Source organism: Segetibacter aerophilus (genome assembly GCF_007991655.1).
GTDB lineage: Bacteria > Bacteroidota > Bacteroidia > Chitinophagales > Chitinophagaceae > Segetibacter > Segetibacter aerophilus.
In genome coordinates this window covers 83,010-99,182 of the sequence record NZ_BJYT01000010.1, presented here as the reverse complement: position 1 = coordinate 99,182, position 16,173 = coordinate 83,010, and the positions used below count along the sequence as shown (strand labels likewise).

Sequence of the window (16,173 nt, the reverse complement as noted above, 5' to 3'; positions counted from 1 at the left end):
AAAAATTATCATCGAAATCTTTATTGATCAGCTTTTAATAACCTATCAAAAGCTGATCAATAAAGCATTTATCTTAACAACGTTATATCACCTCTTTTTTGAAACTTGGAGTTGTCCGAGTATTCCACATCTAATACATAATGATATACTTCGTTAGGTTGAACCTTTCCTTTATAGGTTCCATCCCAGCCTTCCGTTCTATCGATTGTTTCAAAAACCAAGGCTCCCCAACGATTATAAATTTTCCACGCTAATCTCGTAATACCAAATCCTCTTACAAAGACTTTGTCGTTTATACCATCTCCATTAGGAGTAAAAGCATTTGGAACATCAATCAAAGGACTGGTGCGGGCTTGAAGAGAGGTGCATACAGTATCAGGACAACCGGCATTATTTAGCGCAATCAGGCATGGATTATATTGCTTAGTCTCATTATAGATATGACTGACAGGCGAAACAGACCGTGTAGCTAATGTATCTCCATCTCCAAATCTCCAGATATAACGGGTAGCACCAATAGAGTTGTTGCTGAACTGAACAGCAGTATTTTCCAGTGGAGGATTTGGTGTAAAGGAGAAAGAAGCTGTGGGCTTGCCACTTACTACAATTGTAAAACTAGTTGTATCCAACATATTACAAGTGCTTGAATCGACTGCTCTCAATTTTACCAGGTATGTTCCCGGCGTTGAATAGACATGCTCGGGGCTAACCTCGCTTGAAGTTCCCTCGTCTCCGAATGTCCAGTAAAAATTTTGACCTCCGGAAGAAGTATTATTAAACCTTGCGGTATAAGGTGCACATCCTGTGGGCGGCGTCTCAAACTCAGCCTTTAGGTTAGTGGCTATTCTCAGATTTATTTCAAGAGAATCCGGGGCATTACAGAAGTTAGTATCACGCAGCACCAATTTAACTTTATAAACTCCGGGTGCAGGATAACTATGCTTCATTGTTTCTAACCCCGCAACTACCCGCGGCGTTTTATCTCCAAAATCCCAAATAAAAGAATTGCTCGGAAACGAACGGCCGGAAGGCGACACATAGGAGGTATTGACAAATTGATAATTGAAAGAGTCGCAGGGTTGAAGTTTCTGAGGAGTAAATCCTAAAATACCCTTATCAGTTTTCACCTTAATTATAGTATAAGCCGTGTCAGCAATATTACATTTTGAGCTATCGATAGAGGTGAGCCTTACTCTGTAATCACCTACTGCTGTATAAGTGTGACTGATTTTTTCTGTAGTAGTTTCCACGTCAGGAGAACCATCTCCGAAATTCCAAACATACCTTTTTCCTTCAGCAAGGGTGTCAGTAAAATCTACCGTCAAAGGAACGCATCCTGAGGCGGCATTTACCCGGCCGGCAATAGAACTTCGTACGCTACCAATAACACCTGCCAGGTTAAACGCAATTTTAACTGCAGCGAGGTTACATTCTTTCGAACCATTAGCAGGCGACCATACTCCGGGTGTTGTGGGGAAAGTTACATCGCGACCGCAGTTGGCGCAGAGGGCCTGGTAAATAACTCCGCTTCTGTCGAAACGACTTGTTCCACCATCAACGTGCTCTCCAAATCCACCGCTTTGACCAAAAAAGCTTCCGTACAATTGTTTTGTTGCATTTCTTTCCAATACAAAAAAGTAAAAGTCACTGTTGTCAGTAGCTTTTTGAATGGCATCGGGAGTTACCGTTAAACCGGTTGTTCCTGAATTATCCTTAAAACCTGCCTTAGTATCAGTAGAGCCTCCCCAACCTGATACGTATATGTTCTCACAACGATCAACTAAAAATGCAATAGGGGAAATGTTAGGTGCAAACGTATTGGTACCAAAAACGGTCGAATATTCAAATGCAGAAAGATCTGGCTTTAGCTTAGCAATAAATTGCTTTCCTCCCGCTTGAGAAAACGCTGCATTTGTTACGGGCCAACTACCGGTTGTTGTACCCATTATATAAGGGAAACTAAACTTGTCGAATTGAATCCCATACAACATGTCGTTACCGGGCGTACCCATGTAAGTTGTCTTCAATAAACTGCTTCCATCCGGGGATAAGATTGAAACGAAGCCATCTGTTTCACCACCCTGGAAGCCTGGATTAATCACCCCGCTTTTATTACCCGGAAAGTCTGAGCTTACTGTATTTCCGCCAACATAAATATTGGCATTAGAAGGATTGATTGCCAAAACGAAAGCAGCATCATTTTGCTTACCGCCAAAATATGTGCTGTAAAGGATCGTACTAAGGTCGCCGTTTACTCTTAAGATAACGCCATCCTGTAACCCGCCAAAGGTGGTTTGAAAGGCGTTAGATGAAACTGGAAAATCTGAAGACTGCGTATTGGAAGCGAGCAAAACGTTGCCACTATTATCAAGTATTACTTCGCTCCTTGCATCATCCCCATAATTCCTACGAAGGCTTTCAGTTCCATAAGGAGCAGTGTATTTGGGACGGATGTTTACTCCGTCGTTACTGCTGCCTCCTATTTTTCTTGAGCCAATTAAAGTAGAGCCGGTAGCGTCGAGCTTGGTAAGAATGATATCATATTGCCCCCCCGGCTTGTCAGTAATTTTTACAGGATAATTTGATGAATTAGATCGGCCAGCTATCACCAGGTTCCCTTGTGGATCAACCACTAAACTATGTGGTTGCTCATTGCCTGATCCTCCAATGTAAGTTGCATACATACGGTTAGCACCGTTAGGACTAAACTTCATTATGCCGATATCATACCCGCCCCCTTCGCCTTCGCCAACACCTCCACCATAAGTAGAAGAAAATGCTCCGGGACTGGTTGGGAAGCCTGTGTTAAATACAATTCCGCCGGCATAAAAACTACCATCAGGACCATACGTAGCCGTATACCCCCAGTTGTCCGCTGTACTACCAGTAAAAGTTGAGAAAATTAAAACAGGATCTATAATGAGAGGAGCGCTTCTTACATAATTTTCAACAGCAAATTGAACTGTCTTGCCGCTTACCCTGAACCTACAAACTACTTCTTTTTTTTGCCCGTTAACTACCTGGTAGGCATAAGGCGCCAGTTCCCTTACTTCACCTACTGAAGTCTTGATATTAAGTTGGCCATTGTTTACCTCTAAACCGTCCACTCCATCATACTTCATAACTATTTTAGAATAATCTGCTCCGGGTTGTACAATTATATCGTATTTGAGTTGACCTTCATTTGTATAGTAACGTGCGTCTACTCCAGCATAAATATTTTTGTAAGTAACTGCCTGGAAGGTTTTACAGTCTTTCTGCCATTTAGCCGGATCGTTGCCAATAAAGTAATTGTTGTAAGTGTCTAAAGGTTTATCACCCACAACTACAGGCGTTAAGGCATTTACAAATTCGACATCATACGCGTGAGAGTGAACAGTTACATTTCCACTTCCACCAGAACCATCGGTTGGAACTTGGTGATTCTTTACGGGAACAACTGTTTTTAAGTTACTTGAAGAGTTGCTGTTGACAGCAAAACCGTGCATCAGGTCATCTAGTTTCTGAATGTCCTCGGCTTTGTGCTGCACTACTCTGAAGCCCTTTTCCTCCAGGAAAAAAGCCCCGTTATTCATCATTCCTTTGAACCTGATTTTTTTATCCCACTGCCCCTTATTTTCGACGAACTCAAGGTTGGCATATTGACAAAAGACTGCTGTACGGCTACAAAGAATAGCTACTAAAAAAGCAATCGGGGTGAGTCTTTTCAAGCCTGTAATTTTTTTTTAAAAGTTACAATTAATATATCAGTATATACGGCCGGATTATTATTTCGTTTGCGCCGACCGTACTTTATTTAACAGCAGTTTGATTAGGAAATTTTGCTCCAGACAGTTTTTCCTTTTTTATGCAAAAGGTAATTTTTTAATATCAAATTTTCAGCCGAAGAAAGCTCTTCATCTTTTGAAAGCAACATTTCTGCTTCCTTTTTTGCTTTTTCGAGAATTTCTTTGTCACTTATGATATTTGCCAATTTAAAGTTTAAAGCTCCACTTTGCCGGGTACCTTCAATGTCGCCCGGTCCTCTTAATTCGAGGTCCTTTTCCGCTATTTTAAATCCATCATTTGTAGAACACATTGTTTTAATTCTTTCCCTCGCGTCATTGTTCAACTTGGTACCGGTAAGCAATATGCAATAGCTTTTGTCACTACCTCGTCCAACACGGCCCCGCAATTGGTGCAACTGAGATAAACCAAACTTCTCTGCATTTTCTATCACCATGATAGACGCATTAGGCACATTTACGCCCACTTCTATTACGGTTGTACTTACCATTATCTGCGTATCGCCCTTTACAAAGCGCTTCATGTTAGTTTCTTTTATATCTGCCGGTTGTCGCCCATGCACCATACTAATCCAATACTTTGGTTCAGGGAAAAACGCTTTCACGTGTTCATATCCATCCATTAGGTTCTCATAATCCAGCTTCTCGCTTTCTTCTATCAGGGGAAAAATGATGTAAGCTTGCCGGCCGTGATCAATTTCTGACCGGATAAAGTCCATTACCTTAACCCTATACATTTCATTTCTATGAACGGTTGTAATAGGTTTTCTTCCCGGTGGAAGTTCATCCATCACACTATAATCCAAATCACCATAAGCAGTCATTGCAAGCGTTCTTGGAATTGGCGTTGCGGTCATGACCAGCACGTGCGGATGGATTGCAGCTTTCGCCCACAACTTTGCCCGCTGTGCTACACCAAACCGGTGTTGCTCATCAATAATAGACAACCCAAGATTTTTAAAAACCACAGGGTCTTCAATGAGTGCATGAGTACCTGTTACCATGTGCAAAGAACCCTCTGCAAGTTGGCTTAGTATTTCTCGTCGTGCGGCTGTTTTGGTATTTCCTGTTAAAAGACGAATGTTCACCGGCATGTCTTTTAACAGCTCACTTAATCCTAGAAAGTGTTGGGTGGCTAAGATTTCTGTAGGAGCCATCAAGCAACTTTGATAACCGTTGTCTGCCGCAAGTAACATGGTCAGCAGTGCTACAATTGTCTTTCCGCTGCCGACGTCGCCCTGCAAAAGCCGATTCATCTGTATGCCTCTTCCTGTGTCTGTTCTAATTTCCTTTAATACTCTTTTTTGCGCCCCCGTTAATTCGAAGGGTAGATATTTAGTATAAAAAGTATTGAAGTACTCGCCTACTTTTTCAAAAATAGCTCCTTTACTGTGTTTGTGCCTGCGCAGCCTTGTTAAACCTAACTTAACCTGTGCTACGAAAAACTCTTCGAACTTTAGCCTGTAGAGAGCTTTGTCATATTCCAGCTGGTTTTTTGGAAAATGAATGAAGCAATAGGCTTCCCACCTGCTTAGTAAGATGAGGTTTTCAAGAATATGGTTGGGCAAATTTTCAGGAATATCTTTCGGACTAATCATTTCGATTAGCGCCATTGTAAGTTTCCCGATTTGTTTTCCGTTTAGTCCTTTTGCTTTTAGTTTTTCGGTTGTAGGATAAACAGGCTCTAAAAAGTTTTTTCCTTCCGCGGTTTCAGCAACCCAAGGTTCTATTTCGGGGTGGGTGATTTGAGCCTTTCCATTAAAAAATGCCACTTTTCCAAAAACAAGATAAAGTTTGCCTGCGTGTATATTTTTTTCTATCCAATGAATTCCCTGGAACCAGCATAGCTCGATAGTGCCGGTTCTATCTCTAAGTTGCGCTACAAGTCTTTTGCTTCGTTTTTCGCCAAGTATTACGATGTTATCTATGATGCCGGCGGTTTGTATAAAATCAGTTCCTGCATGAATATCAGTTATAGCGCTGATGGAAGTTTTGTCTACATGCCGGTTTGGGAAATGTTCAAGCAAATCACTAAAAGTAAAAATGCTCAATTCCTTTTTAAGCAAATCCGCTTTTAAAGGTCCCACACCTTTCAGATATTCAATAGGGCTGTCTAATATCGAGGGAGAAGCTATAATAGGTAAGGTTTACAGCAAAAATAAAGGGAAAAGAAGTTAGCGTTCGGGAATTAGACAAGCGTACAGATTACCCAATTAGAGGCGAGACTGCACAATATTGTTTTTTGTGTTCCGGCCGCTGTTTTTGCAAATCGACATTCTTGTGTCACTCACTGCAGCTATAAACCTGCCTGCAGCTATCGAACATAATGGCATTCTTTTTTATTATAAGCAATATTGATTTTGCTGCTCATTCTACCGCGTGTCCAATGGCAGTAGAACGTACATAAATGCAGATAGCATAACCGATAAAAGATGAAAATTGAACAATTGATGAACGGATTGCGACGCAACAATGATTAATCAAGGGAAGAATGCCGGTATTTGAAATATTTGCACTAAAACCTTTAAACTAAGAAGCGGAAAAGTCAGGAAATCCTAAATAATCTTTTTGATACGTTACTTTCGCACTACCAAGAAGTACTAATCACAACGGATATGAGTGTAAAGCAAGCACGGGAATTTATTGTTTCAAAGGGAGTTGATTCTTTTTTCGTAGACCTTAACAGCGCTGTAAAATTCAATATCCGTTTCTTCCGGGAAGTATTTCTGCCGCCGTACGAAGGCAAAGAAATTATAAAGCAATGCTACGAAATTGGTTGGAAGTCTTTGCCACTCATTTCCCTCACAGGTTTTATCACTGGTTTAGTATTTACGAAGCAGTCGCGTCCATCCCTCGCTGAGTTCGGCGCCACGTCCTGGCTTCCTTCTTTAGTAGCTATAGCAATTATAAAAGCACTCGCACCTTTGGTAACTGCATTAATTGCGGCCGGTAAAGTAGGCTCAAACATAGGTGCCGAAATTGGTTCAATGCGGGTAACGGAGCAGATAGATGCGATGGAGGTTTCGGCTGTTAATCCTTTTAAATTTTTAGTGGTAAGCCGGGTGATAGCCACAACAGTTATGATCCCTATCCTTATGTTTTATACAGGATGCGTTGCCATGTTGGGGTCGTACATTAATGTGCATACAAACGAAATGACCAGCTTTGTTGCCTTTTTTGAGCAGGCTTTCTCCAAGATATCTTTTCTAGACATTTTTTCCTCTTTAACAAAAGCCGTGGTATACGGGTATACGATTGGAATTGTGGGTTGTTACCAGGGCTACAATGCATCGCAGGGAACAGAAGGTGTGGGAAAAGCAGCCAATGCATCAGTCGTTGTGTCCATGTTCCTGATTTTTGTCGAGGAGATTTTAATAGTTCAAATTACAAATAGCATAAGAGGTTAGATATAAATGGAGAACGAAAGACAAAATAGGGGCAAGGATGAGCCGGTTATTAAAATCAGGGATCTATATAAATCGTTTGGCAGTAATCGCGTACTAAAAGATGTAAACCTTGATGTATATAAAGGAGAGAACGTGGTGGTTCTTGGTCGTTCGGGTACAGGTAAATCTGTCCTGATCAAAATTATCGCTGGTTTATTGACGCAAGATTCAGGTTCAGTTTGTGTGTTGGGAGAGGACGTAAGTAAACTAGACGATAAAGAATTGCTTGAGCTTAGGCTGAAGATCGGTTTTTCGTTTCAGAATAGTGCGCTGTACGATAGCATGACAGTGAGAGAAAATCTCGAGTTTCCACTTGTTAGAAATAAAAAGCATCTGAAGCGAAAAGAAATCGATGCGTCAGTCGAAAGGGTGCTAACTGCAGTAGGGCTTGCCCAAACGATAAACCAGATGCCTTCTGAACTATCAGGCGGACAGAGAAAAAGAATAGGTATTGCGCGGACCTTAATTCTCAACCCTGAGATTATGTTGTATGATGAACCTACAGCAGGATTAGATCCTATAACATGTATTGAAATAAACAACCTCATTAACCGGGTAAAAGAAGATTTCAATACCAGTTCTATTATCATCACACACGATCTTACCTGTGCTAAGGCAACAGGCGATCGGGTAGCGATGTTACTTGAAGGAACTTTTGCGAAGGAAGGAACTTTCGATGAAGTGTTTGACAGTAACGATGGGCGGATTAAAAGTTTTTATAATTACAATTTTATTAAATAAGAGATGAAATCGAATAAAAATACAAGGGCTTTCGTAGTAGGGATTTTTATCTTTCTGGGAATAGCGATATTTGTCGTCACGGTGTTAACGCTTGGAGGACAGCAAAAAACCTTTCAAAAATCAATCGTAGTAAGGGCGATTTTTGATGACATCAATGGGCTGCAAAAAGGGAATAACATTTGGTTTTCAGGCGTAAAAATTGGAACAGTAAAAAAGATTTCTTTTGTCGGCAACTCACAGGTCGAAGTGGATATGAATATTGATGAAGCTTCAAAGCAATATATCCGAAAAAATGCCAAAGCACGAATTAGCTCAGACGGATTAATTGGCAACAAAATAATCGTGTTATACGCAGGAGCTTCAAAATCACCATCAGTTGAAAACGGCGATATCCTAGGTGTAGAAAAAGCAAGCAATCCCGATGAAATGATGGCAACGTTTCAGGCAAATAACCAAAACCTTTTTGCAATTACTACGGATGTGAAAGGCATTAGTAAAAGAATTACCGAGGGCAAAGGCACGGTTGGAAAACTATTAACAGATGAAACGCTTGTGAATGACCTTCATAGTACTATGGCTCGTTTACAACAAGCTTCCGCGAATGCAGAAAGACTAAGTGCAAGCGTAGCAGCGTTTGCAGCAAAGCTTCAAAGCAAAGGAACGCTGGCCCATGATTTAGTAACCGATACTGTAATATTTAGTAGGTTAAAAGCTACGGCTGCCCAAATTGAAAGCGTATCGAAAAACGCAAGCATCGTCGTTGATAATTTAAATAATACCAGCAGTCAACTAGGAAATAGCCTAAACAATAAAAGTACGCCGGTAGGGATGCTACTGAATGATGAAGACGCAGCAGCAGACATACGGGTGATATTAAGCAATTTGCAAGCGGGCACACAGAAACTTAACGACGACCTTGAAGCCGTTCAGCACAACTTTCTATTAAAAGGTTTCTTTAAAAAGAAGGCAAAAAAGGAGGAAGAGGAAAAAAAGAAAGCCGAAGAGTTGAAGCTGCAACAGCAAAAAGCTGTTACTCCAGCGCCATAAAAAATAGTTATTTTTTTCGTCAGCTCCGTTTACGCTTCAACATTGTTGTGTCACTCACTTGTACCTAAAACCTTTATGCAGCTTTTATTAAAGTCTGTTCTGCGGAAGAGTGGACTAGGCAGAAGGGCGGTAGCGCAACGCGTAATGGCAAATAATCTTGACTTGAAAGGAGCTTCCCGTCAACTCACCATTAAATTCTCCTTATATTATAAAAATATTATGAAACTGAAATTAATGGGAAGCTGCTTTTACTTACCTTCGCGTTCCCAAAAAAGTTCTTTCTGTAGAATTGATTGATTTGGGAGTCTCCACGGCTCCGCTTTTACGAGCATATGTGGGGACGCTAACACCAAAAATTTAAAAACATGGCAAAAGAAATCTCAGGCTACGTAAAGTTGCAGGTGAAAGGCGGTCAAGCCAATCCTGCACCTCCCATCGGACCTGCACTAGGTTCAAAGGGTCTAAACATCATGGAGTTTTGTAAGCAATTTAATGCAAGAACCCAGGATAAAATGGGAAAAGTACTTCCCGTATTAATCACCGTTTTTAACGATAAGACTTTCGAATTCGTTATTAAAACGCCTCCCGCAGCAGTTCAGTTATTAGAAGCAGCGAAAATTACAAGTGGTTCCAAAGAGCCAAACCGTAACAAAGTTGGTAAAGTAAGCTGGGATCAGGTGGCAGCAATTGCGACTGATAAAATGAGCGACCTTAACTGCTTTACTTCCGAAAGCGCTATGAAAATGGTTGCTGGTACGGCACGCAGCATGGGCTTAACTGTTGACGGAACAGCTCCATGGGACAAATAATTGATCAATTCTAAACTGATTAACAATGGGTATCACTAAAAAAAGAAAAGCTATTGCAGCTAAGGTAGATAAAAACAAAGTGTATTCACTTGCTGATGCATCGTCATTGGTGAAAGAAGTGAACCTCACTAAATTCGATAGTTCTGTTGACGTTCACGTTCGTTTGGGAGTTGATCCTAAAAAAGCTGACCAACAGGTTCGCGGAACTGTAACACTTCCTCACGGAACAGGTAAAACAAAAAGAGTATTGGTTCTTTGCACTCCTGATAAAGAAGCTGCTGCAAGAGAAGCTGGTGCTGATTATGTTGGATTAGACGAGTTCATTACAAAAATCGAAGGTGGTTGGACAGATGTTGATGTAATTGTTGCAACTCCATCAGTTATGCCCCGGATAGGTAGATTAGGTAAGATTTTAGGTCCTCGTAACCTGATGCCAAACCCCAAAACAGGTACTGTTACCAACGATGTTGCTGCTGCTGTAAATGAAGTGAAAGGTGGTAAAATCGCTTTTAAAGTTGACAAAGCAGGTATCATACACGCATCTATTGGAAGGGTTTCATTTGATCCTGAGAAACTTGCTGCTAACAGCACTGAATTTATCAATGCAATCATGAGACTTAAGCCATCTGCAGCTAAAGGTACTTACCTTAAAGGTGTAAGCATGGCGAGCACAATGAGCCCAGGCATTACTGTTGACACAAAATCTTTCATCTAAAAAACAGTCAAGCGCAATCGTAACTATTAGAACCGTGAGGTAGGGGTTACGAAACGCACGAATAAAAATAAGCGTCATGACTAAAGATCAAAAAAACGAAGCGATTGAAGTTCTTAAAGAGAAATTCAATCAATATAATAACTTCTACATTACAAATACAGAAGCTCTTTCAGTTGCACAGGTAAACAAACTTCGCAAGATTTGTTTCGATAAGAATGTAGAAATGAAAGTGGCTAAGAACACTTTAATAAGAAAAGCGCTTGAAGGAATCGACTCCGCCAGGTATTCTGGAGTTTTCGATAGTTTAAGTGGCGTTACTGCTCTTTTATTTAGCGAAGATGCTAAGGAGCCTGCAATGATTATAAGTAGTTTTCGTACAGACACCAAAACTGAAAAGCCTGTTTTAAAAGCGGCTTTCATTGATATGGATGTATTTGTTGGAAACGACCAGCTTGAAGCACTTAAAACACTCAAGAGCAAAAACGAGCTTATTGGTGAAATCATTGGATTGTTACAGTCTCCGATTAATAATGTGCTTAGTGGCTTAAACGCTGGAGGCAAATTAGCAAGCTTAGTAAAAGCTTTGGAAGACAGACAACCTCAAGAAGTATAATAAAATTGTTTGATTGTTTTATTGGCAAATTCTTGTAAAACAGAAAGGCAATAAAACAACAATTAAAATAACTCAACCAAGCCTGAACGGTTGAAATAAACAAATTTTTTTAAAAAGCCCGCCGGAGCACAGGCAATGAAGGCGGCAAAAATTTGAAACAATGGCAGACTTAAGTGCATTTGCGGAACAACTGGTTAACTTAACAGTAAAAGAAGTTAACGAATTAGCTAAAATTTTGAAAGATACTTACGGTATCGAGCCTGCTGCTGCTGCAGTAGTTGCTGGTCCTGCTGCTGGTGGTGGCGCTGCTGCTCCTGCTGCGGAAGAAAAAACTGCTTTCGACGTGATCTTAAAAAGCGGTGGTGCGGCTAAATTACAAGTAGTTAAAATCGTAAAAGATTTAACTGGTCTTGGATTGAAAGAAGCTAAAGACTTAGTTGATGGTGCTCCAAAGCCTATCAAAGAAGGTATAGCTAAAGCTGAAGCTGAAGAGATTGCAGCTAAATTAAAAGAAGCTGGTGCTGATGTTGAAGTAAAATAATCACTCCAAACTTTTATAAAAAAGTCGGTAAGTTTTCTTGCCGGCTTTTTGCTTTTACTATCTGCTATAGCCAATATCGTCTTTTGGGAAAAGTAAAGTTGATTCTAGTAGATCAATGAAATGCGCGATATTAAGAGTAGAATAAACCCCTTGCTGCTGTTACAAAAATTATTTTTCGAGCTTTCTTCCACTTCTCAATTTACTTGTACATTTGTCGCCTGCGCAGAAATACGACCTTGTAGCTTTAGATCAATTCGAGGCATCTTATGAAAAAAGCAAATATTGTCTTTTTTCACATTAACATTTTTGGTATAAAAATTGTTTTTCCCGTATTATCTTCATTCCTTACCTTTGCGTTCCTTTTATTTTTAGGCAAATTAGCAGCTGCACTTTCGAAAATGGCCATTTACTTCGAAAGTGTCTGAATTCAGTATTCTAGACTTCAGTGCTTAGCCTGAATTTTCGTGAATAAAAACCGGTTAAACATAAATATGTCTTCAACTAAAGTTCAGAACAGGGTCAGTTTCGGTAAGATTAAAAATCTATCAGAAACACCCGACCTACTCGACATTCAGTTACAATCTTTCCAGGACTTTTTTCAGTTAGAGACCACGCCCGATAAGCGTAACGTAGAAGGTTTGTTCCGTGTGTTTAAGGAGAATTTTCCTATAACAGATACACGTAACATCTTCGTGCTGGAATTCCTGGACTATTTTATTGACCCCCCACGTTACTCTATTGATGAGTGTATGGAGAGGGGATTAACTTATGCTGTTCCTCTTAAAGCCAAGCTCCGTCTTAGCTGTAATGATGAGGAGCATATCGATTTCCAGACCATCGTACAAGATGTGTTTTTAGGAAATATTCCTTACATGACCCCACGCGGTACTTTTGTAGTTAACGGAGCCGAGCGTGTTGTCGTTAGCCAGCTACATCGTTCACCTGGTGTATTCTTTGGTCAGTCAGTTCATCCTAACGGTACTAAGATTTATTCTGCAAGGGTAATTCCTTTCAAAGGTGCGTGGATGGAGTTTGCAACAGACATTAATAACGTCATGTATGCTTATATCGACCGTAAGAAAAAATTTCCTGTAACAACTTTGTTACGTTCTATTGGCTTTGAAACTGACAAAGACATTCTAGAGCTTTTTGGAATGGCTGACGAGGTGAATGCTGATAAAAAATCTCTCGATAAATTTTTAGGTAAAAAATTAGCTGCACGTGTACTTCGCACATGGGTAGAAGACTTCGTGGATGAGGATACCGGAGAGGTTGTGTCTATCGAGAGAAACGAGGTGGTGATGGAAAGAGATACGGTGCTTGATGAAAGTGCTATCGAAACCATCAGCGATATGGAAGTAAAGAGCGTCTTTATTCAGAAAGAAGAAGTGAGCGGTGATTATTCCATTATCTACAACACATTAAATAAAGATACTTCTAACAGCGAGTTGGAAGCGGTTCAGCACATCTATCGCCAACTGCGTGGTGCTGATGCTCCTGATAATGAAACTGCACGCGGTATCATTGATAAATTGTTCTTCTCTGACAAACGTTATGACCTTGGGGAAGTTGGTCGTTATAAGATCAACCGTAAACTTGGTTTGACGTTTCCTATTGAGAAGAAAGTATTGACTAAAGAAGATATCATTGAAATCATCAAATATCTTGTTCGTTTAACAAACAGCAAGGCAGAAATTGATGACATTGATCACCTAAGCAATCGTCGTGTTCGTACAGTGGGTGAGCAATTATATGCTCAATTTGGTGTTGGTCTTGCCCGTATGGCTCGTACCATCCGTGAAAGAATGAACGTACGTGACAACGAGGTGTTTACTCCAGTAGATTTGATCAATGCAAGGACACTCTCTTCTGTTATTAACTCTTTTTTTGGTACATCTCAATTGTCCCAGTTCTTAGACCAAACAAACCCATTAAGTGAGATTACGCATAAGCGTCGTATCTCCGCTCTTGGACCCGGAGGTTTAAGTCGTGAGAGAGCAGGTTTCGAGGTTCGTGACGTACACTATAGCCACTACGGCCGTCTTTGTACAATCGAGACTCCTGAAGGGCCAAACATTGGTTTGATCTCAACTCTTTGCGTTCACGCTAAGATCAATGAGATGGGCTTTATCGAAACTCCTTACCATAAGGTGAATGACGGTAAAGTTGATATGAATACGTTAACTTTCCTCAGTGCGGAAGAAGAGGACCTTAAGAAAATTGCTCAGGCAAGTTCTCCGTTAAATAAAAACAGTGAATTCTCTGAAGAAAGAGTAGTTAGTCGCCAGACCGGTGATTTCCCAATTCTTGATAAAAGTGAAGTAGAATATATGGACGTTGCTCCGAACCAAATCGTTGGTTTGAGTGCTTCTTTAATTCCTTTCCTTGAGCATGATGATGCTAACCGTGCTCTGATGGGATCTAACATGCAACGGCAGGCCGTTCCTCTAATCCGTCCTGAAGTTCCTATTGTGGGTACTGGGTTGGAAGGAAAAGCTGCACGTGATGCAAGAATTCAAATTCATGCTGAAGGTGATGGTGTAGTAGAGTTTGTTGATGCTAAAGAAATACACGTTCGATATACAAGAAACGCTGAGCAGCAGTTGGTAAGCTTTGAAGAAGACTTAGTGGTGTACAAGCTGACTAAGTTCATTAAGACTAACCAGGCTACCTGTATTAACCTTCGCCCTTCTGTTAAAAAAGGACAAGTGGTTAAAGAAGGTGACTTCTTAACTGAGGGTTATGCGACACGTGATGGAGAGCTTGCTCTCGGTCGCAATCTTAAAGTGGCATTTATGCCATGGAAAGGTTACAACTTCGAGGATGCTATCGTAATCAACGAAAAAGTAGTTCGTGAAGATTGGTTCACTTCTGTTCACATTGAAGAATTTGAATTGGAAGTACGTGATACAAAATTGGGCGAAGAGGAGTTGACTCCAGATATTCCCAACGTTTCAGAAGATGCTACTAAAGATCTTGATGAACATGGTATCATTCGTATTGGTGCCCAGATTAAAGAAGGCGACATTATTATTGGCAAGATTACTCCGAAAGGTGAGAGCGATCCAACTCCTGAAGAGAAATTGCTACGGGCTATTTTTGGTGACAAAGCCGGTGATGCTAAAGACGCCTCTTTGAAAGCACCAAGCGGAACTGAAGGTGTCGTTATTGATAAGAAGTTGTTCCAAAGAGCTAAAAAAGATAAGAACACCAAAGTTCGTGAGAAGGCAATTCTTGAGAAGATCGAAAAAGTGCATGAGAAGAATGTAGCTGACATCATGGAGGTGCTGCTTGAAAAACTTCAAACACTTTTGAGGGATAAACCTTCGAACAGTGTAAGCAACAACTTTGGTGAAGTATTGATCGGAAAAGGTTCTAAGTTCAACCAAAAGAACCTGTCTCAGATTGACTACATGAACGTTAATCCTTTGGGATGGACGGGTGATGCAAAAACTGATGACCAGATTAATACATTGTTACACAACTTTAGTATTAAGTACAACGAGGAATTAGGTCGTTACAAGAGAGAGAAATTCAACATTTCAATTGGAGACGAATTACCTGCTGGTGTATTGAAACTTGCTAAGGTGTATATGGCTGTTAAGCGAAAGCTGAAGGTAGGTGATAAAATGGCCGGTCGTCACGGGAACAAGGGTATCGTTGCCAAAATTGTTCGCGCTGAAGATATGCCTTTCTTGGAAGATGGTACTCCTGTTGACATTGTCCTAAACCCGCTTGGTGTACCGAGCCGTATGAACCTCGGACAGATCTATGAGACTGTACTTGGTTGGGCAGGCGAGAAGTTGGGTGTACGCTTTGCAACTCCAATTTTCGATGGTGCTACTACTGAGGAAATAGCTGATAAGATAAACGAGGCTGGCCTACCAAGCTTTGGACATACTTACTTGTATGATGGTGAAACTGGAGATCGTTTTGACCAGAAAGCAACAGTTGGTATTATATACATTATCAAACTTCACCACATGGTTGATGATAAGATGCACGCCCGTTCAATCGGACCGTACAGCTTGATTACTCAACAACCTCTTGGTGGTAAGGCTCAGTTTGGCGGTCAGAGGTTTGGTGAGATGGAGGTTTGGGCACTTGAAGCTTATGGTGCATCTAACATATTGCAAGAGTTGTTGACGCTGAAATCTGATGACATCATTGGACGCGCGAAAACATATGAAGCAATCGTGAAAGGTGAGAACATTCCAAGACCAGGCATACCTGAATCATTTAATGTACTTGTACATGAATTAAGAGGTCTAGGTTTAGATCTAAAATTTGAATAATCGGTGCTAGTCCAACAGGATTAAGATTGGTTTATAGTAAATCAGAAGTATGAGATGTAGGTGAAAGCTTGCATCTCATTTCTGCTGATAAAAAGCACAAACAGTACAAGTGAGTGGCACAACGATGTTGCGGCGATCACCAAAGCTGGTAAACAAAAAAGTAAAAACCGGAATTTCGATA

At 40.6% G+C, this 16,173-nt stretch carries 10 protein-coding genes; 8 read left to right on the top strand and 2 right to left on the bottom strand.

Annotated elements, in window-relative coordinates; all coding sequences use genetic code 11:
• Nucleotides 1-68 precede the first annotated feature (68 nt).
• Nucleotides 69-3,710, bottom strand: coding sequence for a DUF7948 domain-containing protein (locus SAE01_RS14140; RefSeq protein ID WP_147204432.1), 3,642 nt, complete (start codon nt 3,708-3,710; stop codon nt 69-71).
• Between the two features lie 101 nt (nt 3,711-3,811).
• Nucleotides 3,812-5,905 carry an ATP-dependent DNA helicase RecG gene (recG, locus tag SAE01_RS14135; RefSeq protein ID WP_262713368.1) on the bottom strand — a complete coding sequence of 698 codons (2,094 nt, stop codon included), beginning with the start codon at nt 5,903-5,905 and terminating at the stop codon, nt 3,812-3,814.
• Nucleotides 5,906-6,400: 495 nt separating this feature from the next.
• Here recG and SAE01_RS14130 point away from each other — a divergent pair, with 495 nt between their 5' ends.
• The 8 genes from SAE01_RS14130 to rpoB all read left to right on the top strand — a co-directional run bounded on the left by SAE01_RS14130 (nt 6,401) and on the right by rpoB (nt 15,992).
• A complete protein-coding gene (locus tag SAE01_RS14130; protein ID WP_147204430.1) occupies nt 6,401-7,192 on the top strand; it encodes an MlaE family ABC transporter permease in 792 nt (263 codons plus the stop codon).
• Nucleotides 7,193-7,198: 6 nt separating this feature from the next.
• Nucleotides 7,199-7,972: an ABC transporter ATP-binding protein gene (locus tag SAE01_RS14125; RefSeq protein WP_147204429.1), complete on the top strand. Its 774-nt coding sequence runs from the start codon at nt 7,199-7,201 to the stop codon at nt 7,970-7,972.
• Nucleotides 7,973-7,975: 3 nt separating this feature from the next.
• Nucleotides 7,976-9,019, top strand: coding sequence for an MlaD family protein (locus tag SAE01_RS14120; protein WP_147204428.1), 1,044 nt, complete (start codon nt 7,976-7,978; stop codon nt 9,017-9,019).
• 365 nt (nt 9,020-9,384) lie between these two features.
• Nucleotides 9,385-9,828: a 50S ribosomal protein L11 gene (gene rplK, locus SAE01_RS14115; protein WP_147204427.1), complete on the top strand. Its 444-nt coding sequence runs from the start codon at nt 9,385-9,387 to the stop codon at nt 9,826-9,828.
• A 25-nt stretch (nt 9,829-9,853) separates the two neighbouring features.
• A complete protein-coding gene (rplA, locus tag SAE01_RS14110) occupies nt 9,854-10,543 on the top strand; it encodes a 50S ribosomal protein L1 (RefSeq protein WP_147204426.1) in 690 nt (229 codons plus the stop codon).
• Nucleotides 10,544-10,619: 76 nt separating this feature from the next.
• A complete protein-coding gene (gene rplJ, locus SAE01_RS14105; RefSeq protein WP_147204425.1) occupies nt 10,620-11,156 on the top strand; it encodes a 50S ribosomal protein L10 in 537 nt (178 codons plus the stop codon).
• 160 nt (nt 11,157-11,316) lie between these two features.
• Nucleotides 11,317-11,697, top strand: a complete 381-nt coding sequence (rplL, locus tag SAE01_RS14100; RefSeq protein WP_147204424.1) for a 50S ribosomal protein L7/L12 — start codon at nt 11,317-11,319, stop codon at nt 11,695-11,697.
• Between the two features lie 491 nt (nt 11,698-12,188).
• Complete coding sequence (gene rpoB / locus SAE01_RS14095) at nt 12,189-15,992, top strand: DNA-directed RNA polymerase subunit beta (protein WP_147204423.1); 3,804 nt, start codon at nt 12,189-12,191, stop codon at nt 15,990-15,992.
• Nucleotides 15,993-16,173 lie beyond the last annotated feature (181 nt).